This window comes from Bordetella ansorpii (genome assembly GCF_900078705.1).
Lineage (GTDB): Bacteria > Pseudomonadota > Gammaproteobacteria > Burkholderiales > Burkholderiaceae_B > Bordetella > Bordetella ansorpii_A.
Window position 1 is genome coordinate 487,646 of record NZ_FKIF01000006.1, and the last position, 23,517, is coordinate 511,162.

Below are 23,517 nucleotides of genomic sequence, written 5' to 3' on the forward strand. Positions count from 1 at the left end.
GAGCGTCGACATGGCACAACGATGGACACACGCGCCCGCCGGCGGCAACTGGGGCGAGTTCGGCCCCGACGACCAGTTGGGCCGCATGAATCTCGTGGATCGAGGCAAGACGCTGCAAGGCATCGCCGAGGTCAGCGAGGGCCTGACGTTCTGCCTGTCCCTGCCCCTGGACGTGCCGGGCGGCATGGCGCTGAATCCGCGCCGGCTGCCGCCCCGCCGGTACGCCACGCTGCGCGACGGCAAGAGCGCGGGCGCGCAGGGCTTCTGCTGGTCGTACGCGGCCGAGGATCCGTCGCTGACCGACGTGGTCTGCGACGACGTGCTGCTGATGAACACACAGTACTCCACCCAGTGGGACAGCCTGGCGCACATGGGCAGCCGCTTCGACGCCGATGGCGACGGGCAGGCCGAGGCCGTGTTCTACAACGGCTATCGCGCCGGCGAGCATCTGCACGCCGCGCACGAAGACCCCGCCGCGCCGGCGGACTGGGCGCGCTTTCCCGACCCGCGCGCCGACGCGCTGGGCATCGAACACCTGGCCGAACACGGCGTGCAGGGACGTGCGGTGATGATCGACCTGGAACACCATATAGGGCGCAAGCGCCAGGCCGTCGGGTACGCGGAACTGATGGCGATCATGGAGGCCGATGGCGTCAACGTGGAGCCGGGCGACATGGTGTGCCTGCACACCGGTTTCGGCGACACGCTGATGGCCATGGAGCGACAGCCGGACGTGGCCCATCTGCACGCGACCGGCAGCGGCCTGGACGGCAACGACGCCCGGCTGCTGTCGTGGATCGTCGAGTCGAAGCTGGCCTGCCTGATCGCCGACAACCCCGCCGTTGAACTGGTGCAGCCGGTTCGCTTCGGCGGCATCGGCCAACCCCTGCGCGGACCGCGCCTGCCGCTGCACGAACACTGCCTGTTCAAGAACGGCATCCACCTGGGCGAACTGTGGTGGCTGACGCCCTTGGCGCGCTGGCTGCGCGCGCATCACCGCAACCGCTTCCTGCTGACGGCTCCGCCATTGCGCCTGCCCGGCGCCGTCGGTTCACCGGCGACGCCCATCGCCACCGTCTGACCGGATTTCCATCACACCCTTTTTCTCTTGACCCCGGACCCGGCGCAAGGCCGCGGCCGGCAATACCTAGAACACACGGAGACAAGCTCATGCACATCCTGCGCAGGACCCTGGCCGCCCTCGCCCTGGCCACCGCCGCCGGCGCCGCCGTGGCCGCCTTTCCCGAACGCCCCATCACCCTGGTCGTGCCTTATTCGGCCGGAGGCGCGGCCGACGCGCAGTCGCGCCTGGTGGCGGCCAAGCTGGGCCAGCGCCTGGGCCAGCAGATCGTGGTCGAGAACAAGCCGGGCGCCAGCGGCACCATCGGCGCCGCCATCGTGGCGCGCGCCAATGCCGATGGCTACACCTTGCTGTACGACGCCACCGCGCACGCGGTCAACCCCATCCTGTATCCCTCGCTGAGCTACGACAGCAAGCGTGACTTCCGCCCGCTGACGCTGGTCAGCCTGACGCCAAACCTGCTGGTGGTGCCCGTCAATTCGCCCTACCGAACGGTGGCCGACCTGACCGCGGCGGCACGCAGGCAGCCGGGCCAGGTCAACTATGCCTCGCCCGGCAACGGCACCGCCCAGCACATCGCGGCGGCGCTCTACGCGCAGCGATCCGGCATCGAGATCACGCACATTCCCTACAAGGGCGGCGCGCCCGCGCTGACCGATCTGGTCGGCGGACAGGTGGACATGATGTTCAGCAACATGGCCGCGTCGTATCCGCTGGTGAAGGCCAACAAGCTGCGCGCGCTGGCCGCGACGTCACGCGCGCGCGCCGATGCCCTGCCCGACCTGCCGACCCTGGCGGAAACGGGACTGACGGGCTACGAGGTCTATGAGTGGAACGGCATCTTCGCGCCGGCCGGCGTGCCCGATGCGATCGCCGGCCAGCTCGAACAGGCGCTGCGCGCGGCGATGCAGGACCCTTCGCTGCGGGCCAGCCTGAAGGAACTGGGCGCGCAGCCGATCGGCTCGTCGGCCCAGGACTTCGGCGCCTTCGTCGCCGAAGAAATGCGGCGCGCCGCGACCGTGCTGGCCGACTCCGGCATCAAGCGCGACTGAACGCCGTCCACGACAAGGAGACACATCCATCATGAAAGCCCTTCTTCCCACGCTGTGCGCGGCATTGCTCGCGGCCGCCGCCCCGGCCGCGCATGCCGACTACCCCGACCGCCCGATACGCATCATCGTCGGATTCTCCGCCGGCGGTCCGACCGACGTCGTTGCCCGAGCCTTCGCCGCCTACGCGGCCAAGTCGCTGGGGCAGGCGGTCGTGGTCGAGAACAAGCCCGGCGCCAATACCATCCTGGCCGCCGAGGCCGTGGCCAAGGCTCCCGCCGACGGCTACACCCTGCTGATGGGCGCGACGAACCACACGATGATTCCGGCCCTGTACGGCGACCGAGTGAAGTTCGATGCGCGCGATTCGTTCGCCCCGGTCTGCACCGTGGCCGTCAGTCCCACCGTGCTGGTGGTGGGGCCGTCGATGCCCACGGACACCCTGGCGGCATTCCTCGCCAAACTGAAGGCCGAGCCCGGCAAGCACACCTATGCCACCCCGGGCACCGGCAGCTCGGGCCACTTCGCCAGCGCGCAGTTCCTGCGCCTGACCGGCACGTCGATGAACCACATTCCCTACAAGGGCGCCTCGCAGGCCATCACCGACGTCATGGGCGGACAGGTCGACAGCTCGCTGGCCACTCTGGGCTCGGTGCTGCCGCAAGTGCAGTCCGGCAAGTTGAAGGCGCTGGCGGTCGCCGCGCCCGAGCGGCTGGCCGAGCTGCCGCAGGTGCCCACCTTCGAGGAGGCCGGCCTCAAGCACTACCGCGCGGACGCCTGGTATGGCGTGCTGGCGCCCGTGGGAACCCCCGCGCCGGTGCTGGCCAGGCTGTCCCAGGTGGCCGCCGGCTTCGCACGGGACAGTGCCTCCGCGCAAAGCCTGAAGGCGCTGGGCATGCAGCCGCGCCCGGTCTGCGGCGCCGACTTCGGCCGGCAGTTGACGCAGGAAATCACCGAGTACCGCGCCCTGGCGCGCGATCTTGATCTGCAGGCGCAATAGGCCTGACTATTCCAACAAAGGAGAGACACATGAAGAAGAACCAGACCCCGCACGGCGTGAACGTGCTTGCCCAGGCCCTGGCCGCCACCCTGCTGCTGGCGGGCGCCACCACCGTCCATGCCCAATGGCCCGAGCGCGCCGTGCGCATCGTGGTGCCCTACGGCCCCGGCGGCGCGGTGGACGTGGCCACGCGCAAGATGGCGCAGAAGCTGGGCGAGCAGACCGGCCAGAGCTTCATCGTCGAGAACAAGCCCGGCGCCACCGGCACCATCGGCGCCAGCCAGGTGGCCCGCAGTGCCGCCGATGGCTACACGCTGCTGGCCAACGACACGACCTATTCCCTGCTGCCGTTCATCTTCAAGAAGCTGCCGTTCGACCACGAGACCGACCTGCAACCCGTCTCTGCCTTCATCTTCGCGCCCATGGCGCTGGTGGTGAAAAGCGAAGGCCCGTACAAGACGCTGGATGACCTGGTGGCCCGCGCCAAGGCCTCGCCCAACACCGTTACCTACGGCTCGGGCGGCCCCGGCACCACGCCGCACTTCGCGGCCGAAGGGCTGGGCCAGGCCACGGGCGTCAAGTTCATGCACGTGCCCTTCAAGGGCGCCGCCGAGGCCACGCAGGCCGTGCTGGGCAACGTCGTGGACTTCCAGTTCGCCTCGACCACCGGCGTCATGGGCGCGGTCAAGGGCGGCAGCCTGCGCCTGCTTGCCATCAGCGGCAACCAGCGCCTGCCCGTGCTGAAGGACGTCCCCACCTTTGCCGAGGCGGGCGTCAAGGACTTCGGCGTGGTGAACTGGACGGGCCTGTGGGCGCCCAAGGGTACGCCGCCCGAGGTGCTGGCCCGCCTGCAAAAGGAAATCGCCGCCGCCATGAATGCCCCCGACATGAAGGAATTCGCCCAGAGCATGGGCGCCGATCCGCGCCAGGTCGACTCGGCCGGCTTCGCGCGGATCCTGCGCGACAGTTCCGCCATGTGGAAATCGGTCAGCGAGAAGACCGGTTTCGAGGCGCGTTGAACCGGCTTCAAGACGCGTTGAACCTCACGCGGCGCCGCCCCCAGCGGCGCGCCGCCACGACAAAGGACCCGCATGTTCCTGCTCAATTCCCCCCAGGTCACGGAATTGTCCGTGTTCTCCGCCATGCCGGCGTCCTTGCGGCGCGCCCGGCCCAGCGCCTGGGCCGACGCCAACCGTGGTGGCGCCATCGCGGACTCGTTCCTGGAAGGCCCGGTGTTCGACCGCGCCGGCAACCTGTACCTGACCGACATCCCGTGGGGCCGCATCTTCCGCGTCGCTCCCTCGGGAGAATGGACGCTGGTGGCCGAATACGACGGCGAGCCCAACGGCATGAAGTTCCTGGACGACCAGCGCCTGCTGATCACCGACTACAAGAACGGCCTGATGGCATTGGACGTCGCCACCGGCCAGGTCTCGCCCCACCTGCAACGCCGCAACAGCGAGCGATTCAAGGGCGTGAACGATCTGGTCTTCGATGCCGTGGGCAATCTCTATTTCACCGACCAGGGCCAGACCGGCCTGCACGATCCCACCGGCCGCGTGTACCGCCTGCGCCCGAACGGCCAGCTCGATCAACTGCTGTCGAACGTGCCCAGCCCCAACGGCGTGGCGCTGTCGCCCGACGGCAAGGTGCTGTACGTGGCCGTGACGCGCGGCAACTGCGTGTGGCGCGTGCCGCTGCTGCCCGATGGCAGCGTCAGCAAGGTCAGCCAGTTCTTCACCTCGTACGGGCCGAGCGGCCCAGACGGACTGGCGGTGGACGTGGAAGGCAACGTCATCGTCGCCAACCCCGGGCTGGGCTATGTATGGCTGCTGAATCCACGGGCCGAGCCCATCCAGGTATGGCGCAGCCCGACGGGCCTGTCCACGACCAACATCGCATTCGGAGGAAAGGATGGCCGCACGCTGTATTGCACCGAATCGACCAGCGGGACGGTGCTGATGGCGCAGGCGCCGCACGCGGGGCTGGCGCTGCATCGGGGCGCCACGCGGTAATCGCCATGGGAAGGGCGAGTGCTCGGCCCATTTCAGGACTCGTCGAGACGCTTGCCCGAAGCCCTCCGCGCATAAGAACCGCGGTGCCAGGACACCGAGGTGACCTTGCGCATCAGCGTCTCGACCGGCCCCTGGGGCATCACCCGGCTCCAGGCCCAGGCAAACACCGTGCCGCAGGCCACGAAGACCGAAGCCGCGGCGGCTGTCTCGGACAACGTCCACGAACCGTCCAGGGCTCCCAGCGCCTGCAGCGTGCTCATGCCGAGCAGGATATGCGCCAGATACAGGCTGAGCGTCATGCGGCCCGCCGGCAGCAGCGCGCGCCACGGCCCGCCGGGCCAGCCCCCCGCAATGCGCAGGGAGGCGCCGATGGCCACGCTGGCCACGCCGACGCCCATCAGCAGGTAGACCGGCCCCGGCGGCATGGGCGCCGTGCTGACCAGCCAGCCCCCCACTGTGCCTTCTCCCAGCCACGCCACCCCGCTGGCGGCGCCCATTGCCAGCGCACCGCCCGCCATCAGCATCCACTGCATGCGCGCCCGCGGTAGCGCGAACTGCCCCAGCAGCATGCCGTACAGGAACAGCGCCAGCCACGGCAGCACGGGATGGAATCCATTGAACAGCAGGTTGCGCACGAACCCGCCCCACGTCCAGAAACCGTCGTACCGCAGCGAGTGCCAGTCCCATCCCCGCGCATAATCGAAGTTGAGCTGCGCCCACAACGACACGCTGGCCACGCCCAGCACGCCGCCATACAGCCCCTCCTTGCCGGCATGCAGCCACGGCAGCGCCAGCAGGAAATAGACCGCGTAGTAATGGATGATGTCGGCCGGAAACACCAACTGGTTCAACAAACCGACGGCCATCAGGAACATGGCCCGGCGCACCGTCCACGTCCATGCCTCGCCCGGCGCCTGGTCGCGGGTCGCCAGCGACAGGCCCAGGCCCGCCAGCACCACGAACACCGCGGACGCCTTGCCCTCGATCCCATCGAACAGCGCTTGCAGCCATGGCGGCCCGTCGGGCCGAGGCTGCATGGCCAGGCGAAAGTTCACCAGCACCATGCCGGCCAGCGCCAGATAGCGCGCCAGGTCCAGGCCATCCAGTCTCGCTCGGCGAACCGGTGTCATCGCCTCTGCGGCGCCGCCGTGACGCGCCCGCGGAGGTGGCGCGAGCACGCCAGCGCCACCGGCAGCAATGCGCAGGACGAGGCCTCGCCGGCAGGGCCGCGCCCGGGGGATTGTCTCGAAGTGGACGTCATGAAAAGGAACCCGCCACGCCCGTTTTGAGCGACTGCTCAAGACTATATTTGAGCAATCGCTCAAATGCAAGATAATCGCGGCTTGAACGCGACGCCCCCACAAGCACAAGGAATGAAGAGATTGGCCGAGAAGAACCGCAAGGACCTGATCCTGGATGTCGCCGTCGAGCTGTTCAGCACCCAGGGTTTCAACAACGTGTCCACACGCGACCTGGCCGACCGCGCGGGCCTGTCCCGCAGCCATCTCTATCACTATTTCAAGGATTGGCCGACCTTGCGGCGCGCCGCGTTCGTGCGCTTCGCCGACAACCAATACGAGAAATCGCTGGGCGACATGACGGGCCTGTCCCCCAGGCAGGCGCTGGCCTCGTTCCTGCGGGAATGCCTGCCCAACCTGTCCGACCGCAGCGATGCGATCTGGTGGGATGCCTGGGACGAGGCCGTGCGCGATCCCGAACTGGCGGCGGCGTTCCGCGAGATCGAAACGCGCTGGCTGGGCCTGCTGGCCACCATCATCCAGCAGGGCGTGGATGACGGCGATTTTCGTTGCGCCATGCCCGCGCGCGTGGCCAAGCAGCTGTTCTGCATGGCCGTCGGCTATGCCGACACGCTGGCGCTGGCCGACTCCGCCGAGGCCAACCATATCGCCTTCGACGAGATGATCGACGCGGCCCACTGCCTGGTCGGATTCAAGGCCGGCTGACCGGCCGCGCCCCATTCCGGGCACGCATGGCCAAAAGGGCCTCTGAAGAAGGCCCCTGACTGCGGCACGACATGGTCCGCCGCCCACCGCCCGCGGGCAGGCGCCGCGGCTTACTTGAAGCGAGCCGCGTTGTCCTGCAACGCCGTATCGGCGCACTGGGCATCCAGATGACCGCCCGGCGCGCCGGCCACGCCGAGCGCGCCGATCACGGCCTCGCCCGACTTGATCGGCACGCCGCCGCCCAGCAGCAGGAATCCCGGCACGCCGGTCAGGTTGGCCGCGCCGGGATTCTTCTGGGCATTCTCCATGATCGCCAGCGTGGGCGCCTTGGCCGAGGCCGAGGTGTAGGCCTTCAGGCGGCTGCCCTCCACCGTGTGCGGACCGGCGTTGTCCGAACGCGCGAAAGCCTTGAGCACGCCCGCGCGGTCGACCACGGCGGCGCTTACGTCGTAGCCCTTGGCCAGGCAGGCGGCGACGGCGGCATCGGCCACGTGGCGGGCGTCCTCCAGCGAGACATTCTTTTCGGCCAGCACGGCGGCCTGGGCAGCACCGCACAGCGCGAGCGCAGCAGCGAGCGCGGCAGCGGGCGCGGCCAGGAACAGGGAGGGTTTGAGCATGGAAATCGTCCTTGTGGAAAGAGACTCCAGCTTAGGGACGCGTGCCGGATCGCGGTATTCGCCCGGCTACGCATCGCCCTCCGTAGCGCTACGGAGCCGGCGCGTCGCCGTCCAGCAGCGCCGCGTACTGGCGGATCAGTTGCGCCAGCGACGTCACCTCCAGCTTGGCGAACACATTCGCGCGATAGGTCTCGACCGTGCGGGGCGACAGGTCGAACTCGCGCGCGATCTCCTTGTTGGCATGGCCTTGTGCGACGCGCCGCGCCACCTCGCGCTCACGGCCCGACAACCGTTCGAGGCGCGCCCGCGCGGCCCCGGTGACGGCGGCGCGCTCGCGGCCGGCGACGTGCCCGCGCACGGCGGACTGCACCGCGTCCAGGAACACGTCGTCGTCCATCGGCTTCTGCAGGAACTCGATGGCGCCGCCCTTGAAGGCGCGGCGGCACAGGTCCACGCTGGCGTGGCCAGTCAGCATGATGACCGGCAGGTCGCTGCACCCGGCCAGGTGCGCCAGCACGTCCAGGCCGCTGATGCCGGGCATGCGGATGTCCAGCACCACGCAGCCGATGGCGTGCGCGGGCAGTCCGTCCAGGAATTTCAGGGGATCCCCATGGCCGCTGCTGCGCAGGCCCACGCTGCGCAACAGCAGCGCCAGCGCCTCGCGCACGGCGTCGTCGTCATCGACCAGATAGACCACCGGGGTGTCGGTCAACGCGCTGTTCATGGCCGTGACGCCAGCGGCAAGGTCAACGTGAAACAGGCGCCGCCTTCCGGCGGATTGTCCGCGAGCACGTGGCCGTCCATGGAACCGGCCAGGGTTTCGCACAAGGTCAGGCCCAGCCCCATGCCGCCGCTGCGCGTGGTGTAGAACGGTTCGAACAGATGCGGCAGGTCGTGGGCGGCGACGCCAGGGCCGGTATCGCTGACGGTGAACCGGTACTGCCCGCCCGCCACCTGCCCACGCAGCCGGATGCGGCGCGGCGCCCCGGCGTGGTCCGCCAGCGCGGCGATCGCGTTCTGCACCAGGTTGTGCAGGATCTGCTCCACCGCGATGGGATCACCGAGCGGCCTGGCGGCCGGCGCGGCATTGGTCCAATCGAACGCGATGCCGTGGCGTTCCAGTTCTGGCTCGCACAGGAATGCCAGGTTGCCGGCCAGCGCATCGGGGGCCAGCGGCAGGCGCGCGGCCACCGCCTGCGGGCTCACCAGCGCCCTCAGGCGCTCGATGATGTCGGCGGCGCGGCGGGCCTGCTGGGCGCTGGCATCGAGCGCCTGCCGCACCGCGGGCGTTTCGTCAGGGTCGTCCAGCAGGCGTTGCGCGGCACGGGTCTGGGCCAGGATGGCGGTCAGCGGCTGGTTCAGTTCGTGCGCGACGCCGGCCGCCATCTCCCCCAGCGTGCTCAGCCGTGCCAGGGCCGTCATGCGGGCCTGCCCGGCCTGGCGGCGGGCGTGGCGGCGGCTGTGCCGCCAAACCCGCGCGGCGCCGACCAGCAAGGCGCTGAAGACCGCCCACGACGCCCATGCGCGCCAAGGCCAGGCCGCCGGGCCAAGGCGGCGTTCGGCCTGCATCAGGAAAGGCTGGCTGGCTGCGCCCAGGGGTTTGGCGATGCTCAGTACCGGGCCATGGGGCGGCGTGCCCGCCCCGGCGTCGGCGCGCAGGGTCAGTGCCTCGGCCCCCGGCTGCACCGCCAGGGCCAGGCGCCCGACGTCGGCGGCGATGTCCGAGGCCGCAAGCAGCTCCTGTCCATCGACCAGCATGCTCCAGGAAGACGCGGACACCAGCCAGTAGCGGCGGGGATCCAGCGGCAAGGCCACGGCATGACCGCTGGCCGAGGCGCGGGCGATGGCGGCGTCCAGGCCGGCGGGCGGCGGTTGGCTGCCCTGCCAACCCTGCGGCGAGCGCCAGCCCAGAGCCACGAGTTCACCCAGCGCGGGCCGCAGGCTGGGCAGCAGGCGCTGGGGCATCGGCGGATGCGACAGCGCGGCCAGCGTATCGAGCACGGCCTCGTGCTGCACGGCCTTCTGGCTGAGCATGCGATGGGCGATGCTGGCACCCTGCAGGAAGCGGTCGCGCTGCGCCAGATAATCCTGGCGGCCCAGCGCCGCGATGCCGGCCAGGCTCAACAGCAGCCAGGCGCCCAGGGTGCGCCAACGGGAAAAGGGGATGGTCACGATGCCGGAATTATCGCAGCGGGCCCGGCGCAGCGGACTCCGTAGCGCTACGGAGCCACGGCCGGCATGGCGGCGCTGCCTCGGCGGCGCGCCGCAGGCCGTCAGCCAGCCTGACCGGCCCCCGGCCCGATGCCTCTCGTCAGGCGGAAGTGGACCCCAGCGTCGCCGGCAATGCAGCCGCCACCGCGCCGTCCCGCACGGCAGGCAGGCCATAACCACGATCCCGATAGGTGCGCTCGACCCACAGGACATGCGCCAGCGCCACCCTGGCGAGGCCGGCGTCCGGCGCCACCCTTTCGTACCGGTCCGGCCGCGCGTATCGGAACTGGCTGGCGGGTTTGCGCGGTTCCAGCACGGTCAGGATGTCGCCCCGCAGATAGCCGTAGGAATCGCCGTATTGCATCATGGCCCGCCCCCCTGCCCGTGGATCGGTCAGGTCCTGGCCGATCATCGGATGCTGGCCATGGACGCCCAGCAGCGACAGCAGCGTCACCGGCATGTCGATCTGGCTGACCAGCCGTCCATCCTGCCGCACGGGCACCCCCGCCCCCAGGATCAGGGCGGGAATCTGGAAGTGCTTCAGCGGGATATGGTCCGCGCCGCCGACGCGCGCGTCGTGGTCGGCCGCCACCAGGAACACCGACTCATTCCAGTACGACGCCTGCTTGGCCCGGCCGAAGAAATCACCCAGCGCCCAATCGGCGTAGCGCACGGTGTTCCCGACGGACGCCGGCTCGCCAACGGGTTCGATACGGCCCTGCGGATACTCCCAGGGCGAATGGTTGCTGACCGAGAAGGCCAGCACGAAACACGGCTGCGCGGCGCGGTCCTCCAGGATCCGGTGCACGCGCGCGAACATGTCCTCGTCGCTGGCGCCCCAGGTGCCCACGAACGCCGGCTCCTCGAAGGTTTTCAGGTCATACAGCTCGTCGAAGCCGTTGCCCAGGAAGAAGCTCTTCATGTTGTCGAAGTGCGCTTCGCCGCCATACACGAAGCAGGTCCGATAGCCCTGCCGCTTCAGGAACTGCGCCAGCGTGAAGAAGTTCGACTGCGCATCGGGCAGCCGCAGCACGGCCTCGGACAGCGAGGGCGGAAAGCCCGCGACCAGCGCCTCCAATCCGCGCACCGAGCGCGTGCCGGTGGCATAGGCATTGGTGAAGGCCCAGCCTTCCCGCATCAGCCTGTCCAGGCACGGTGTCATGTCCTGTCCGCCCAGATGGCCCACGAACTGCGCGCCCAGGCTTTCCTCGACGATCATCACCAGGTTGCGCGGGCGGGCCAGGCGCGGGGCCGAGGCCTGCGGGTGCAAAGTCGGAATGGCAGGATAGGCGGGTTCGGGCAGGCCCGCCGACTCCCGCACGATGCGCTGCATCTCGTCTTCCGGCATCGAACCGTAAGCGTCGCTGCTGGACCGCTGGTTCTTCATGCTGTAGACGGCATACAGCACGCTGTAGAGCGAGTTCAGCGGCAGCGCATTCACCATCGCATCGCCGCAGAACGCGACGGTCGACGGATTGATGGGACGGTGCTTCAGGGTGCCGCGGATGGCGAGAATGCCGCCAGCCAGCGCGGCCAGCGTCTGCAGGCCGCGCAACCACAACGGTTGCGGACCGGATGTCCACAGCGGCTGCCAGAACATGGCGTACCCCGCCCAGGCCATCAGGCCCGTCACCACGACCACCGCCAGCACGGTGGAGCGGTAGCCGCGCCACAACATGGTGAAGACTTCCCGGGGATTGGTCAGGTAGACGATATACAGGCGGTTGGGCCGGGTGTCGTACTCGTCGATGAACTGCGGGGTGGACAGTTCCAGCAGCACGATGGCCAGCCAGCCGATCAACAGCCAGCCGCCGTTGATGGCCTGCGCGAGCGCCGACTGCCCCACCCACGGCGCCAGCGTCAGCGGCAGGATGGTGATCACGGCGATCATGTGGGCATCGATGCGCAGGCCGCCCAGCAAAATGGCCCACGGCCGGCCACTGGCCTGCACCCTGGGCTTCTGCCATGCGATCAACGCGGCCCGCGAGGCGGACAGCAGCAACAGGGTGGCGGCAATGAAAACGAGCGTCTGTGCGTACATGAGGTGCGGCGTGGCCGCCGCTGACTTTCACAAGGAACCGGCGAGTCTAGTCCTCGCCGCATCAAATTTGCGTCAAGTCATCATGCTGTCATTTTTTGTTTTACGCCAGCGAAATAACCATTTGGTGCGGCGCAGCACCGAATCAGGCGCGGCGCCTGCCGCGCAGCCAGGCCAGGCCCTTGATGGCGATGGGCAGGACGGACAGCACGATGATGATGACGGAAACCCAGTGCAGGTTCGCGCGCACCCAGGGAATGCCGCCGAGGAAATAGCCGGCGGTGGTCAGCGAGCCGCACCACAGCACGCCTCCCACCACGTTGTACGAAACGAAGGTCGCGCGCGGCATCTGCGACAGGCCGGCCACGAACGGCACCACGGTGCGCACGATGGGAATGAAGCGCGCGATCACGATGGTCAGGGCGCCGTAGCGCTCGAAATAGGCCTGGGCCTGCAGGACGTGGGCAGGGTTGACGCGCTTGAGCAGCCGGTCGCGCAGCAAGGCCGAGCGGCCTGTCGAGTAATTCACCGAGTCGCCCAGGATGGCCGCCAGGATCAGCGCGACGATGCTGACGATGGGGTTGATGCCGGCGATCCCCAGGAATGCGCCCGTGGCGAACAGCAGCGAATCGCCTGGCAGGAAGGGAAAAATGACGAAGCCGGTTTCGGCGAAGATGATCAGCACGACGATGGCCGTGCCCAGCATCCAGTTCTCGGCCAGCACGGCCATCAATCCGTTGGGATCGGTGAGCCATGCGAACATTTCAATGGGATTCATGTAAGGTCAGTTGCCTAGGCTTGCGGCCAGAAACGAGTACGAAGCGCTTGCTCCGCGTTTGCAGAAGACGGGCGGCTGCCGGCGTATCGAACCGGGGTCCGCGCGGCGAAGTACGGAACGATACCGCGTTCCGGCATGTCAGGCAGGGATCGACCATGGACGCGGCCACGGCGCGCCGCATCGGGACAGGCGCCAGCGCCCCCGCCGAGGCGGCCTCGGGCCTTATCTGGCCTTGGCCAGATCGGACCGCACCATGATGCAGTCCGATTCCACCAGGATCGGGAAATGTCCGGCGTTGTTGGGCACCAGTGCGCTCAGCGTGAAACCGTGGCGCTCGTACTCCGCGATGGCTTCGCGGAAATCCACCGAATCGGCGTAGAGCTTGGCAATGGCCAGCTCGCTTTGCAGCCCGACGAACTCGCGCACGACGCTCGACGATCCCTTGAAGATGTTCACGTCGTACCCCTGGGTATCCATCTTCAGGAACGGCCGCGCGAAACCGTACTGGGCCTGCAGGCGGCGCAACGTGGTTTCCAGGCGCTCGGTGCGCACCGTGATCGTCTCGCTGACGGCATTCATCTGCGCGAACAACTGGACGTCGTCATGCTTCGGCATGCTCAGGGAACTGAACTGGCTTGCATTCATGATGTGGAATTCAGCGGAGCCATCCTTGTCGGAGATGGCCAGTTCGCTGACGATCCACTTGCTGTCGCGCTGGGCGCGCTTGCGCACGACGGCGGCGTCGTGCGGATTCGGCTCGAACGAGAAAATGTAGCCCTTGTAGTTCGCGCGATTCCTCAGCATCTCGGCGTACTGCCCCTGATTGGCGCCGATGTCGAACACGCAATCGACATCCAGGAAATCGAGCAGTTTCTTCAGGTGCAATTGCTCCCACTTGGCATACAGCCGCCGGGAATCGATGAGGTCATGCTTCAACCTCGACAGGTTGTCCTTGATGGCGTTGAACACTCTGGGCCTGATTGGTTTGCGTGGATGTCCGGGACCGATGGGAGGATGCCAGGCGCCGCGCCCGTCTCCCTCCCGCATGCCGTAAGCAATGTAGAGCAATTTCGTGCCAAACGTAACACATCCGGCTCCTCGGCACGATGGATGCTGCGCCTGTGCGCGCCGGGCCGTGCGGGGAACCGATCCGAAGTCCCGCGGCCGGCTACGTCGAGGAGAACAGCAATGCAGAGTCGGGATGTCGAAGCGGTGGTGATCGGTGCGGGAACCGCGGGCGCCAATGCCTTTCACGTACTGAAATCAGCCGGGGTGGACGTCCTGCTGGTCGACCCCGGCCCCCTGGGCACGACCTGCGCCCGCGTCGGCTGCATGCCCTCCAAGGCCGTGCTGCACGCGGCGGCGCGCTGGTCCCAGGCTCGCGGCCTGGTGGCGGATCCCGCCGATCTGATCCTCTCTCCCAACGCCTTGTGGCAGCACGCCCGGCAGGTCCGCGACGAACTGGCTGGCGAAGCGGCGCAAAGCACCCGGTCGGCCGCCGGCCACAGACTGATCATGCAGGAGGCCCGCTTCGTCGCGGCCGACACCCTGCAGGCGGGCCAGACCCGTATCCGGGCCCGGGCCTTCGTCATCTGCACGGGATCGAGCCCGGTCGTTCCGGAACCATTGCGCTCCTTGGAACACCGCCTGCTGACCACCGACACGCTGTTCGAGCTGGATGTCCTGCCCAGGCGGGTGGGTGTCCTGGGCATGGGCGCCATCGGCCTGGAAATGGGCATCGCCCTGGCCCGCCTGGGCCTGGACGTGATCGGTGCGGATCAATCGGACGATATCGGCGGCGCCACCGACCCGGACATACAGGCGCGGGCGCAGGTCCATTTCGGCTCGCTGATGCAGTTGTGGCTGGGCGAGGCCGTCACGGCGCAGGCGGACGGCGATGCCGTGCGGCTGCGGCAGGCGGACCGGCAGGCCGTGGTCGATCGCCTGCTGGTCGCCACCGGCAGGCATGCGAACGTCGAAAAACTGGACCTGGCGGCGGCTGGCGTGGACCTGGACGACAAGGGCCAGCCTCGCATCGACCCCGAACGCCTGACCGCCGGCCACGACGGCATCTTCTTCGCGGGTGACGTGAATCCCGACCGTCCCCTGATGCACGAGGCCGCGGACGAAGGCCAGGCGGCTGGCCGCGCGGCGCTGGCCCATGTGCGGGGCGAATCCCCGCCAGCCCTGGCGCGCCGCTGCGCGCTCGCCATCGTCTTCACCGACCCCGACCTGTGCGCGATAGGCCTGCCATTCGACCAGGCGCAGGAGCAGGATGCCTTCATCGGCGCGGCTTCAGGCAACGAGAACGGACGCGCTCGCATCATGGGGGCCAACGACAGCCTGCTGCGGGTCTATGCGGCGCGCGGCACGGGCAGGCTGCTGGGCGCCAGTATCCTGGCCACGCACGGCGAACACCTGGCGCACCTGCTGGGGTGGGCCATCCAGAACGGCCAGACGGCCGAGCAACTGCTGGCCATGCCTTTCTACCATCCGAGCATCGAAGAGATGCTGAAAGACGCCTTGAAGGACGCCGTCAGGCAGATGAAGCCCTGACATCCCGCAGGCCGGGGCGGGACGTGCCCGCCCGTGCGCTTCGCAGCCGGTCAGGCTTGCAGCAGCTTGATGAACTCGCGGTTGAAAGCGGGAATATCGTCCGGCTTGCGGCTCGACACCAGCCTGCCGTCCACCACCACCTCCTGGTCCACCCAGTTCGCGCCGGCATTGCGCAGGTCGTCCTGCAAGGACGGCCAACTGGTCATCTTGCGGCCCTTCACCACGCCCGCCGAGATCAGCAGCCAGGCGCCGTGGCAGATCACCGCCACCGGCTTGCCGGCCTCGACCATCGCGCGCACGATCGCCTGCGCCTTGGGCTGCATGCGGATCTCGTCGGCGTTCACCACGCCGCCCGGCAGCAGCAGCGCGTCGAAGTTGCCGGTTTCCGTTTCCGCCTGCACGAAGGTCAGGTCCACGTCGAAGCGGTCGCCGGGCTCGTCATGATGCATGCCGAGGATGGGCTCGGTGCGGGCCGAGACCACCACCGTGCGCACGCCCTGCGCCTGCAAGGCATCGCGCGGGCCGGTCAACTCCACCTGCTCGAAGCCATCGACGGCAAGGATTGCCACGTTGAGATCTTTGCGTGTCGCCATAGTTTGCTCCTGTTGCATGGTCCCCAGGGAAAAGCGGCGTGGCGCGCCGGGGCCGCGCGCCACGGCATGGCCTTCGCAAGCGCCATGCCCGCGGGCACGCCGTTTGCTCAATCCTCGCCATGAATGCTCCAGAACGGTTGCCGCCTCCCACGCTGTCCGCGGGCCTCGTCTATGCCGACGACAGCCGGCCCGGCTATCGCCGTAGACGCGTCAACGCGAAGACCTTCCATTACTTCGACATGCACGGCAGGCGCATCACCGATGAAGGCAAGGTGGCGCGCATCCAGTCCCTGGCCATCCCGCCCGCCTATACCGACGTCTGGATCTGTCCCGATCCGCAAGGCCACATCCAGGCCACGGGCCGCGACGCGCGCGGGCGCAAGCAGTACCGCTACCACCCCGACTGGACCTCGGTCCGCGACGCCCAGAAGTACGGCCAGCTGGCGGCCTTCGGCCTGTGCCTTCCCCGTATCCGCGCGCGCATCACGCGCGACATGGCGTTGCCCGGCCTGCCGCGCGACAAGGTCGCCGCCACGCTGGTGCGGTTGCTGGAACTCACCCGCATCCGCGTCGGATCGAGGGAATACGCGCGCGCCAACCAATCGTTTGGCCTGACCACGCTGACGCGGCGCCACGCGCAGGTCGCGGGCGACCGCATCCGCCTGCGCTTCGTGGGCAAGAGCGGCGTGCCGCATGACGTGACCGTGGCGGACCGGCGCATCGCCCGCCTGGTACGGCGTTGCCTGGACCTGCCGGGCCAGCAGCTTTTTCATTACCTGGACGAAGCCGGCGAACCGCGTGCCGTGGACTCCGATCTGGTCAACGACTACCTGAGGGAAGCCAGCGGCGCCGATTTCACGGCCAAGCATTACCGCACCTGGGCCGGCACGCTGTACGCCTACGCGGCGTTGCGGGCGCGGATGAGCGAAGTGCTGGACGACGAAGCCAAGACGCCGACGGCCACCCGCAAGCAGTTGACCGAAGTAATCAAGCGCGTGGCGCAACGGCTGGCAAACACGCCCGCGGTATGCCGCTCGTGCTACATCCATCCGGCGGTGATGGAGGCCTATCTGGAGGGCACGCTGCAGGCCGAGGGCCGCGCGCCCGACACGCCGCGCGGGCTGGCCGCCGAGGAGAGACGGCTGCTGGCGTTTCTGCAGGCGCTGCCCGTGCGGACACCCGCCGACAGCGTGCCGGCCAAGTGAAGGCGGCTGGGCATCGCAGTTCGACCTGCCCGGAACCGGGCGCGCGTGCCGGGACGGGCGGCGATCCGCCTACTTTCCCGTACCGCCTGCTTCCAGCAATTCCGCCAAATGGAATAACCCGTCTCCCCGCGCGCACATCGTCGGAAAACGCCGGCAGGACACGATGCCGTCGATGTTGAAATGCAAGGTCAGCGGTTCGGCCAACGGATCATCCATGCGATACAGGCGCAGCGCGGGCTGCCCCTTGCACACCGCTTCACCCGCCTTGGCCAGCGGCTCCATCATGCCCGCGCAGGGCGCATAGATGGCATGGCGCGGCCCCAGCGAGCGCAACAGCTGAGAAACCGGCGCGGGTTCGCAGGCCAGTTCCGGGGCGATGCCGTAGTGGCGCAGTACGCGCCGCGTGCCCTGCTGCGCGATCACCAGGCCTTGCTGGTCCAGCGTGGCGCCGCTGCCCAGTTCCGTGGTCAACGCCGGAATGCCGCGCCTGGACGCCGCGGCATACAGGGTCGTGGCGCCGCCACCGCCCGATCCCGTGGTCAGCACGCTGTGCGGCGCCCCGAAGACCCGCAGCAGCTCCCGCAGCGCCTCGTCCTGCGCGGGATCGGCCACCTTTTGCGCCAATGCCGTATGCGAGTAGTCCAGCGACCGGCCGCCCGAATGCAGGTCGATGACCAGGTCGGCCAGCGGAAACAGCACGCTCTCGACGTAGTGCGCGATCATTTCCGTGACGCCACCATTGGCGCGCCCCGGAAACAGGCGGTTCAGGTTGCCCTCGTCGATGGGCGACACACGGCGGCCCGCCTCGGCGGCGGGGTAATTCAGCGACGGCACGATGATGACGCGGCCCCGCAGCATGGCCGGCTCCAGTTCGCGCGCCAGGTTGCGCAGCGCGATCTGGCCTTCGTACTCGTCGCCATGGTTGCCCGCGGTCAGCAGTGCCGTGGGGCCCTCGCCGTTGCGTATGCAGACGACGGGAATCTGCACCATGGCATAGGCCGACAGGTCGACCGAGTGCGGCACGTTGAGCGTGCCGCACTGCTTGCCGTCCAGGTTGAAATCAATATGCGTCCAGACGCGGCTGGGTTCCGACATGGCGGTGTCCTTGGATGAGGCGGGATCAGAGAAGCTGGCTCAGGAACTGCTGGGCGCGCGGATGCCGGGGCGCGCTGAAGAAGGTCTGGGGATCGGCCTCTTCGACGACGCGGCCGGCATCCATGAACACCACGCGGTCGGCCACGGTGCGCGCGAAGTTCATCTCGTGCGTGACGCAGATCATCGTCATGCCCTCGCGCGCCACGTCGGTCATCACCTCCAGCACCTCCTTGATCATCTCCGGATCCAGCGCGGAGGTCGGTTCGTCGAACAGCATCACCTTCGGACTCATGCACAGCGCGCGCGCGATCGCCACGCGCTGCTGCTGGCCGCCGGACAACTGGCCCGGATACTTGTCCCGCTGCTCGGGAATGCGCACCCGGCCCAGGTACTGGCTGGCCACCTCGCGCGCCTGCGCAGGCGTCATGCCCCGCGCGCGCCGCAAGGCCAGCGTGCAGTTCTCCAGCACGGTCAGGTGCGGAAACAGGTTGAAGTGCTGGAACACCATGCCGATGTCCCGGCGCATCAGATGCATCTTGCAGCCGGCGGCGCCCACCCGCTGTCCGTTGACGTCGATGGTGCCGCCATCGTGCGTCTCCAGTTGGTTGATGCAACGGATCAGGGTCGATTTGCCCGACCCCGACGGACCGCAGATGACGACGCGTTCGTTGGGCTGCACCGACAGGTCGACGTCGCGCAGCGCCTGGAACCGGCCGTACCATTTCTGCAGGCCGCTGATCTGCACGGCGGGCGTGCGGGTGGTGGAATTCATGGCTTGTGTTCCTCGTACGGGCTCAGCGCTGATGCGCGAGCTGCAAGCGGCGCTCCAACTGGCGCACCAGATAGTTGATGCACAGCGCCAGAATCAGGAAGATGATGCCCACGGCGACCATGGGTTCGGCATAGCGGAACGAATTCGCCCCCACCTCCATCGCCAGGCCCAGCATCTCGGGCACGGCGATCACCGCCAGGTAGGGCGTGGCTTTCAGGGCGGAAACGAAGTAGTTGCCCATGGGCGCGGCCACATTGCGCAGCATCTGCGGCAAAATCACCGACACGATCACGTCGCGGCGGCGCAGGCCCAACGCCTTGCCCGCCTCGAACTGGCCTGTATCGATGCTGTCGATGCCGCCCTTGAACACCTCGGCCAGGTAGCCGCTGTAGTACACGGCCAGGCCCATCACGCCGGACGCGGCCGCGGGCAACGTCACGCCATAGAACGGCAGCACGAAATAGATGAAATACAGCTGCACCAGCACGGGCGTGGAGCGGATCGCGTCGATCACGAAACGCATCACGTAGCCCAGCCAGCGGTTGCTGCGCCGCAGGATTTCCAGGACGAAACCCAGCACCGCCGCGCACAGCGAGGCGGCCACGGCGATCCACAGCGTCGTGCCCAGCCCGCCCAGGATGGTGGGCAGGACGGACCACGCGAAATCCAGGTCAAATTTCACGGCTTCCCCTGTGTTCGATGCGGACGCGGCGCTCCAGGAAGCGCCCGAGCAGCGTGGCCGGATAGCACACGATCAGATAGGCCACCAGCAGCGAGGTATAGACGCCGATCGGGTTGTACTGGGCGTCCGCGATCTGCTTGGCCCGGAACGTCATGTCGGTCAGCGTGATCAGCGATACGATGGCCGTCCCCTTGACCAACTGGATGAACTGGTTGACGAACGTCGGCATCATGGCCGACAGCGCCTGCGGCAACTCGATCAGCCACAGGATGTGCAGGCGGTGCAGCCCGAGCGCCCGCCCTGCCTCGACCTGGCCGCGGTCCAGCGACTGCAGGGCCGCGCGCACCGCCTGGCTGCCGTAGCCGCCGATGTTCAGGCCGAGCGCCATCGCGCCCACCGTCATGCTGGACAGCCGGACTCCGAAGTTGGGCAGGGCGTAATACAGCACGAACAGCAGGATCAGCACGGGCGAACTGCGCCAGAATTCGATCAGGCACGTGACCGCCAGGCGTGCCGCGCCGCGGGTGAAGTACTGCAATACGCCGGTGACCAGGGCAAAGGGCACCGCCCAGATCATGCCGTAGAGCGTGACCAGCGCGGTGACCTTGAACCCTTCGAGAATGCCGGCGAGGATGTCGAGACTTTCCATGGCCGTATCCGTGCGGGCCGTCAGTACTGGCCGGCGCAGACCTTGGCCGTCGTCACCGCATCGTTGACCTTGTCGTCATCGGTGAAACCGTACTTGGCGCGCAGCTTGTCGACCGTGCCGTCAGCCTTCAAGGCGGCCAGTTGCTTGTTGTACGCGTCGCGCAGCGCGGTGTCTTCGGCGCGGAAGGCGATGGCCGTGTACATCATGGACGGCACGCCGTCGCGGACCAGGCCCGTGAAGGGCGCGGCGCGCTCGACGCCCTGCAGCCTGGGATCCTGCAAGAGGCCCGCCACGCTGGGCGCCGAGAGGGTGGCCGCGTCGACGCGATCGGCCAGGATGGCCGACAGCATGGCCTGCGCATCGCCGAGATAGGTCAGTTGCGAGGCGGGCACGCCCGCGTCCAGCGCGTTCTTCGAGTTCAGCGTGCCGCGTCCGCCGGTCAGGCGGATCTTCGGATTGGCCTTGATGTCGTCGTAGCTGTGGATCTTCAGGGGATTGCCCTTCTTCACGATCAGGCTGTCACCCACGGCCAGGTCGGGCTCGCTGAAGATCACCACCTTGCAGCGCTCCGGCGTGATGGCGATGCCGGAGGCCACCATGTCGAAACGCCCCGCGCTCATGCCCGGGATCAGCGCGCCGAATTCGGTGATGACGAAATCCACCTGCGTCACGCCGATGCGCTGGAACGCCGCGCGGATCAGGTCCGGATGAAAGCCCGCGGCCTTGCCATCGTCGGCGCGGAAGCCCCAGGGCTGGCGGTTGTGGATGCCGATCGTGACCTTGTGTTCCTTCACAATGGTCTGCAGCGTGTCGGCCTGCACGGCCGGCCCCGCGGAGCAGATGGCCGTGATGGCGGCCAGACCCGCGAGCCTTTTCAGAAGCGTAGCTTTCATGATGTTTTCCCTCTTGCCATGTCGTTGTCGCCGGCGAAGTGCCTCGCCGTGGGTACTGCAATAAAGGTCTTCAGCCGCGCTGCGCGCCGAATGCCGCCAACGCGGCGGCCAGGTCGGACTGCAGGCGCTCGGCATCCTCCAGGCCGATCGCCAGGCGGATCAGCGGCTGGTCGGTGGCCGGAAACCTGCGGCCGCGCTGCAGCTCGGCCGGATAGAACGCGGCCAGGCTATGCACCCCGCCCCAACTGGCGCCGATCGAGAACTGCGTCAGCGCATTGAAGAAGGCGTGATAGGCGGGGTCGCCGGCCTGGGCCAGTTGCAGCGAGAACAGGCAGCCGTGGCTGCGGTAGTCGCGCTTCCACAAGGCATGGCCGGGATCGCCGGGCAGCGGCGGATACCACACGCGCTCGACCAGCGGCTGGGTCGCAAGCCAGCTGGCGATGCGCATCGTCGCCTCGCCCTGGGCCTTGAGCCGCAGCGGGAAGGTCTCCAGGCCGCGCAGCACCAGGAAGCAATCGTCGGGACTGACCTGCTGGCCCAGCGTACTCTGGGCATCCCGCAAGGTGGCGTAGTGGCCGGCGTCCAAGGTGGCGATGCTGCCCATCAGCACGTCGGAATGGCCGCTGAAGAACTTGGTCGCGGCTTCCACGCTGAAATCCACGCCGTGGTCCAGCGGAAGGAATCCCAGCGGACTGGCCCAGGTGTTGTCCATCATCGTCAGCACGCCATGTCGGCGCGCCACGGCCGCGATCGCCGGCACGTCGCACATTTCCATGGTCAGGCTGCCCGGCGACTCCAGGCAGATCATGCGGGTGTTCGGACGGATCAGGTCCTCGATGTCGGCGCCGGCCAGCGGCGAGTAGTACTCCACTTCCACGCCCAGGTTCGCCAGCCACTTGTCGGCCAGCGCCGCCAGCGAGCCATAGCAGGCGGCCGACAGCAGCAGGTGATCGCCAGCCCGGACATAGGCCATCACCACCGTCATCAGCGCCGCCGCGCCGGACGGCGTGACCACGCAGTGCCGGGCGTGCTCCAGCTCGGCGATGCGGTCCTCCAGCAGGCGCGCGGTGGGCGTGCCGGTGATGCCGTAGCTGAAGCCGTCCGGCTGGCGGTGCTTGCGGGCCGCGAAATCGTCGATCGAGTCGAACACCACCGTCGACCCGCGCCACACGGCGGGCGACAGGCTGGCAAAGGCGCGCCCAGGGGCGGCAGGAACGTCGGGAGAGTGGGCCATCGGAAGCATCCGTTTCTGGAAAGTCTGCAGTGATGGCGCAGTGTGGGCTGGGCGAACTATGATTTCAACAATCAAAAGTACTTAAACTAGAAGCTGGAGTTATAGATATGGACATGCGCGACATCCAGATCTTCCGGGCTGTCATGCGCGCCGGCACCACCAGCAAGGCCGCCGTGGTACTCGACATATCCCAGCCAGCGGTCAGCCAGGCCATCCGGCGGCTGGAGTCCGATGCCGGGCTGGCCCTGTTCGATCGCGTGCGCAACCGGCTGGTGCCCACGCAGGAAGCCGATGCCCTGCTGATCGAGGTGGATCGCTGCTTTGCCGGCTTCGAGCAGATCGAACACCGCATCCGCAGCCTGAAGTCCTTCGGCGTGGGCCGCATGGCGATCGGCTCGCTGCCGGCACTGGGCGTGGGTTTCATGCCGCGCGCCATCGCCGCCTTCAACCCCGCCGCGCGCAACGTGCAGATGTCCTTCCAGATCCTCAGCTCGCGCGAGGTGATGCAGCAAGTGGTTGCCGGCCAGCTCGACTTCGGGCTGATGGCCGACGAGATCGCCGTCACGGGGCTGGAGCACGCGCCCTTCATCGAGCTTCCCGGCGTCATCGCCATGGCGGCCTCTCACCCCCTGGCCTCGCGCAAGACAGTGACCCTGGAAGAATTGGTCGAAAAAGACTTCATCGCGCTCAACCCCGAGGACGCCAGCCGCCGCCGGCTGGAGAGCGCGCTCAACGAGCGGGGCCTGACCCTGCGCGCGCGGCTCGAGACGCCCTATGCCTTCACGGTCTGCGAACTCGTCCTGCGCGGCATGGGCGTCGGCCTCATCCATCCCATGAGCGCCCTGGACTACCTGCCGCGCGGGTTGGTGATCAAGCGCCTGGACATCGACGTGGCCTTCCGATCGCTGCTGGTGTATCGCCCGGGCAAGCCGCTGTCGCGCCATTCCCGCGACCTGCTCAGCCTCATGCGCATGCAGGCCGAACAGGACCTGCATCAGATCGAAGCGGCGCTGCGCTGAGCCTTCGACCGCCCCCACGCCCATGGACGCGTAATGCCCGGACTTGGAGTTGCAGGGTGCGGGCCG

At 68.1% G+C, this 23,517-nt stretch carries 23 protein-coding genes; 9 read left to right on the forward strand and 14 right to left on the reverse strand.

All coding sequences use genetic code 11. From position 1 onward, the window contains the following. Positions 1 to 10 precede the first annotated feature (10 nt). The 5 genes from A6745_RS12565 (at position 11) to A6745_RS12585 (ending at position 5,145) form a co-directional block, all read left to right on the forward strand. On the forward strand, positions 11 to 1,081 hold the full coding sequence (locus A6745_RS12565) for a cyclase family protein (protein WP_066127523.1): 1,071 nt from the start codon (positions 11 to 13) through the stop codon (positions 1,079 to 1,081). Between the two features lie 89 nt (positions 1,082 to 1,170). Further along, a complete protein-coding gene (locus A6745_RS12570; RefSeq protein WP_066127525.1) occupies positions 1,171 to 2,133 on the forward strand; it encodes a tripartite tricarboxylate transporter substrate binding protein in 963 nt (320 codons plus the stop codon). A 31-nt stretch (positions 2,134 to 2,164) separates the two neighbouring features. Beyond that, positions 2,165 to 3,130, forward strand: coding sequence for a tripartite tricarboxylate transporter substrate-binding protein (locus A6745_RS12575; RefSeq protein WP_066127527.1), 966 nt, complete (start codon positions 2,165 to 2,167; stop codon positions 3,128 to 3,130). Between the two features lie 29 nt (positions 3,131 to 3,159). Further along, positions 3,160 to 4,149 carry a Bug family tripartite tricarboxylate transporter substrate binding protein gene (locus tag A6745_RS12580; protein ID WP_066127528.1) on the forward strand — a complete coding sequence of 330 codons (990 nt, stop codon included), beginning with the start codon at positions 3,160 to 3,162 and terminating at the stop codon, positions 4,147 to 4,149. 72 nt (positions 4,150 to 4,221) lie between these two features. Further along, a complete protein-coding gene (locus tag A6745_RS12585; protein ID WP_066127529.1) occupies positions 4,222 to 5,145 on the forward strand; it encodes an SMP-30/gluconolactonase/LRE family protein in 924 nt (307 codons plus the stop codon). A gap of 32 nt (positions 5,146 to 5,177) precedes the next feature. Here the strand turns inward: A6745_RS12585 and A6745_RS12590 are convergent, their stop codons facing one another. Beyond that, a complete protein-coding gene (locus A6745_RS12590; protein WP_066127531.1) occupies positions 5,178 to 6,275 on the reverse strand; it encodes a DUF418 domain-containing protein in 1,098 nt (365 codons plus the stop codon). A gap of 243 nt (positions 6,276 to 6,518) precedes the next feature. Here A6745_RS12590 and A6745_RS12595 point away from each other — a divergent pair, with 243 nt between their 5' ends. Further along, a complete protein-coding gene (locus tag A6745_RS12595) occupies positions 6,519 to 7,109 on the forward strand; it encodes a TetR/AcrR family transcriptional regulator (protein WP_197488151.1) in 591 nt (196 codons plus the stop codon). A 110-nt stretch (positions 7,110 to 7,219) separates the two neighbouring features. On the opposite strand, the gene A6745_RS12600 is transcribed toward A6745_RS12595, so the two are convergent. From A6745_RS12600 to A6745_RS12625, 6 genes are all read right to left on the reverse strand, one after another. Further along, a complete protein-coding gene (locus A6745_RS12600) occupies positions 7,220 to 7,726 on the reverse strand; it encodes a GlcG/HbpS family heme-binding protein (RefSeq protein ID WP_066127535.1) in 507 nt (168 codons plus the stop codon). Positions 7,727 to 7,814: 88 nt separating this feature from the next. Further along, positions 7,815 to 8,450: a response regulator transcription factor gene (locus A6745_RS12605; protein ID WP_066127536.1), complete on the reverse strand. Its 636-nt coding sequence runs from the start codon at positions 8,448 to 8,450 to the stop codon at positions 7,815 to 7,817. Further along, on the reverse strand, positions 8,447 to 9,898 hold the full coding sequence (locus A6745_RS12610) for a sensor histidine kinase (RefSeq protein WP_231885988.1): 1,452 nt from the start codon (positions 9,896 to 9,898) through the stop codon (positions 8,447 to 8,449). The genes A6745_RS12605 and A6745_RS12610 overlap by 4 nt, the downstream gene beginning before the upstream one ends. Positions 9,899 to 10,037: 139 nt before the next feature. Further along, the gene (locus tag A6745_RS12615) at positions 10,038 to 11,978 is read right to left on the reverse strand and encodes an LTA synthase family protein (protein ID WP_066127537.1); all 1,941 of its coding nucleotides are present in this window, start codon (positions 11,976 to 11,978) and stop codon (positions 10,038 to 10,040) included. Positions 11,979 to 12,120: 142 nt separating this feature from the next. Continuing rightward, positions 12,121 to 12,753, reverse strand: coding sequence for a VTT domain-containing protein (locus A6745_RS12620; RefSeq protein WP_066127539.1), 633 nt, complete (start codon positions 12,751 to 12,753; stop codon positions 12,121 to 12,123). 222 nt (positions 12,754 to 12,975) lie between these two features. After that, the gene (locus tag A6745_RS12625) at positions 12,976 to 13,722 is read right to left on the reverse strand and encodes an FkbM family methyltransferase (RefSeq protein ID WP_066127540.1); all 747 of its coding nucleotides are present in this window, start codon (positions 13,720 to 13,722) and stop codon (positions 12,976 to 12,978) included. Between the two features lie 219 nt (positions 13,723 to 13,941). Here A6745_RS12625 and A6745_RS12630 point away from each other — a divergent pair, with 219 nt between their 5' ends. After that, positions 13,942 to 15,309 (forward strand): dihydrolipoyl dehydrogenase, encoded by a 1,368-nt coding sequence (locus A6745_RS12630; protein WP_066127542.1) that lies wholly within the window; start codon positions 13,942 to 13,944, stop codon positions 15,307 to 15,309. A 50-nt stretch (positions 15,310 to 15,359) separates the two neighbouring features. Here the strand turns inward: A6745_RS12630 and A6745_RS12635 are convergent, their stop codons facing one another. After that, the gene (locus A6745_RS12635; RefSeq protein ID WP_066127544.1) at positions 15,360 to 15,902 is read right to left on the reverse strand and encodes a type 1 glutamine amidotransferase domain-containing protein; all 543 of its coding nucleotides are present in this window, start codon (positions 15,900 to 15,902) and stop codon (positions 15,360 to 15,362) included. A 119-nt stretch (positions 15,903 to 16,021) separates the two neighbouring features. Here A6745_RS12635 and A6745_RS12640 point away from each other — a divergent pair, with 119 nt between their 5' ends. Further along, on the forward strand, positions 16,022 to 17,107 hold the full coding sequence (locus tag A6745_RS12640; protein ID WP_066127545.1) for a DNA topoisomerase IB: 1,086 nt from the start codon (positions 16,022 to 16,024) through the stop codon (positions 17,105 to 17,107). A 69-nt stretch (positions 17,108 to 17,176) separates the two neighbouring features. On the opposite strand, the gene A6745_RS12645 is transcribed toward A6745_RS12640, so the two are convergent. The 6 genes from A6745_RS12645 to metC form a co-directional block, all read right to left on the reverse strand. Beyond that, complete coding sequence (locus A6745_RS12645) at positions 17,177 to 18,202, reverse strand: succinylglutamate desuccinylase/aspartoacylase family protein (RefSeq protein WP_066127547.1); 1,026 nt, start codon at positions 18,200 to 18,202, stop codon at positions 17,177 to 17,179. A 25-nt stretch (positions 18,203 to 18,227) separates the two neighbouring features. Further along, positions 18,228 to 18,974: an amino acid ABC transporter ATP-binding protein gene (locus A6745_RS12650; protein WP_066127549.1), complete on the reverse strand. Its 747-nt coding sequence runs from the start codon at positions 18,972 to 18,974 to the stop codon at positions 18,228 to 18,230. Between the two features lie 22 nt (positions 18,975 to 18,996). Beyond that, positions 18,997 to 19,656: an ectoine/hydroxyectoine ABC transporter permease subunit EhuD gene (ehuD, locus tag A6745_RS12655; protein ID WP_066127551.1), complete on the reverse strand. Its 660-nt coding sequence runs from the start codon at positions 19,654 to 19,656 to the stop codon at positions 18,997 to 18,999. Further along, on the reverse strand, positions 19,646 to 20,305 hold the full coding sequence (locus tag A6745_RS12660) for an amino acid ABC transporter permease (RefSeq protein ID WP_066127553.1): 660 nt from the start codon (positions 20,303 to 20,305) through the stop codon (positions 19,646 to 19,648). The genes ehuD and A6745_RS12660 overlap by 11 nt, the downstream gene beginning before the upstream one ends. Positions 20,306 to 20,325: 20 nt before the next feature. Next, complete coding sequence (gene ehuB / locus A6745_RS12665) at positions 20,326 to 21,198, reverse strand: ectoine/hydroxyectoine ABC transporter substrate-binding protein EhuB (protein WP_066127556.1); 873 nt, start codon at positions 21,196 to 21,198, stop codon at positions 20,326 to 20,328. Positions 21,199 to 21,268: 70 nt separating this feature from the next. After that, on the reverse strand, positions 21,269 to 22,432 hold the full coding sequence (gene metC, locus A6745_RS12670; RefSeq protein ID WP_066127558.1) for a cystathionine beta-lyase: 1,164 nt from the start codon (positions 22,430 to 22,432) through the stop codon (positions 21,269 to 21,271). Between the two features lie 107 nt (positions 22,433 to 22,539). On the opposite strand from metC, the gene A6745_RS12675 reads away from it, so the two are divergent. Further along, the gene (locus tag A6745_RS12675; RefSeq protein ID WP_066127559.1) at positions 22,540 to 23,451 is read left to right on the forward strand and encodes a LysR substrate-binding domain-containing protein; all 912 of its coding nucleotides are present in this window, start codon (positions 22,540 to 22,542) and stop codon (positions 23,449 to 23,451) included. Positions 23,452 to 23,517 lie beyond the last annotated feature (66 nt).

What these genes read in the sequence shown, in the direction of transcription:
- A6745_RS12565 (WP_066127523.1), top strand. Translation starts at nt 11, where the DNA reads ATGGCACAACGATGGACACACGCGCCCGCCGGCGGCAACTGGGGCGAG.
- A6745_RS12570 (WP_066127525.1), top strand. Translation starts at nt 1,171, where the DNA reads ATGCACATCCTGCGCAGGACCCTGGCCGCCCTCGCCCTGGCCACCGCC.
- A6745_RS12575 (WP_066127527.1), top strand. Translation starts at nt 2,165, where the DNA reads ATGAAAGCCCTTCTTCCCACGCTGTGCGCGGCATTGCTCGCGGCCGCC.
- A6745_RS12580 (WP_066127528.1), top strand. Translation starts at nt 3,160, where the DNA reads ATGAAGAAGAACCAGACCCCGCACGGCGTGAACGTGCTTGCCCAGGCC.
- A6745_RS12585 (WP_066127529.1), top strand. Translation starts at nt 4,222, where the DNA reads ATGTTCCTGCTCAATTCCCCCCAGGTCACGGAATTGTCCGTGTTCTCC.
- A6745_RS12590 (WP_066127531.1), bottom strand. Translation starts at nt 6,275, where the DNA reads ATGACACCGGTTCGCCGAGCGAGACTGGATGGCCTGGACCTGGCGCGC.
- A6745_RS12595 (WP_197488151.1), top strand. Translation starts at nt 6,519, where the DNA reads ATGAAGAGATTGGCCGAGAAGAACCGCAAGGACCTGATCCTGGATGTC.
- A6745_RS12600 (WP_066127535.1), bottom strand. Translation starts at nt 7,726, where the DNA reads ATGCTCAAACCCTCCCTGTTCCTGGCCGCGCCCGCTGCCGCGCTCGCT.
- A6745_RS12605 (WP_066127536.1), bottom strand. Translation starts at nt 8,450, where the DNA reads ATGAACAGCGCGTTGACCGACACCCCGGTGGTCTATCTGGTCGATGAC.
- A6745_RS12615 (WP_066127537.1), bottom strand. Translation starts at nt 11,978, where the DNA reads ATGTACGCACAGACGCTCGTTTTCATTGCCGCCACCCTGTTGCTGCTG.
- A6745_RS12620 (WP_066127539.1), bottom strand. Translation starts at nt 12,753, where the DNA reads ATGAATCCCATTGAAATGTTCGCATGGCTCACCGATCCCAACGGATTG.
- A6745_RS12630 (WP_066127542.1), top strand. Translation starts at nt 13,942, where the DNA reads ATGCAGAGTCGGGATGTCGAAGCGGTGGTGATCGGTGCGGGAACCGCG.
- A6745_RS12635 (WP_066127544.1), bottom strand. Translation starts at nt 15,902, where the DNA reads ATGGCGACACGCAAAGATCTCAACGTGGCAATCCTTGCCGTCGATGGC.
- A6745_RS12640 (WP_066127545.1), top strand. Translation starts at nt 16,022, where the DNA reads ATGAATGCTCCAGAACGGTTGCCGCCTCCCACGCTGTCCGCGGGCCTC.
- A6745_RS12645 (WP_066127547.1), bottom strand. Translation starts at nt 18,202, where the DNA reads ATGTCGGAACCCAGCCGCGTCTGGACGCATATTGATTTCAACCTGGAC.
- A6745_RS12650 (WP_066127549.1), bottom strand. Translation starts at nt 18,974, where the DNA reads ATGAATTCCACCACCCGCACGCCCGCCGTGCAGATCAGCGGCCTGCAG.
- A6745_RS12660 (WP_066127553.1), bottom strand. Translation starts at nt 20,305, where the DNA reads ATGGAAAGTCTCGACATCCTCGCCGGCATTCTCGAAGGGTTCAAGGTC.
- ehuB (WP_066127556.1), bottom strand. Translation starts at nt 21,198, where the DNA reads ATGAAAGCTACGCTTCTGAAAAGGCTCGCGGGTCTGGCCGCCATCACG.
- metC (WP_066127558.1), bottom strand. Translation starts at nt 22,432, where the DNA reads ATGGCCCACTCTCCCGACGTTCCTGCCGCCCCTGGGCGCGCCTTTGCC.
- A6745_RS12675 (WP_066127559.1), top strand. Translation starts at nt 22,540, where the DNA reads ATGGACATGCGCGACATCCAGATCTTCCGGGCTGTCATGCGCGCCGGC.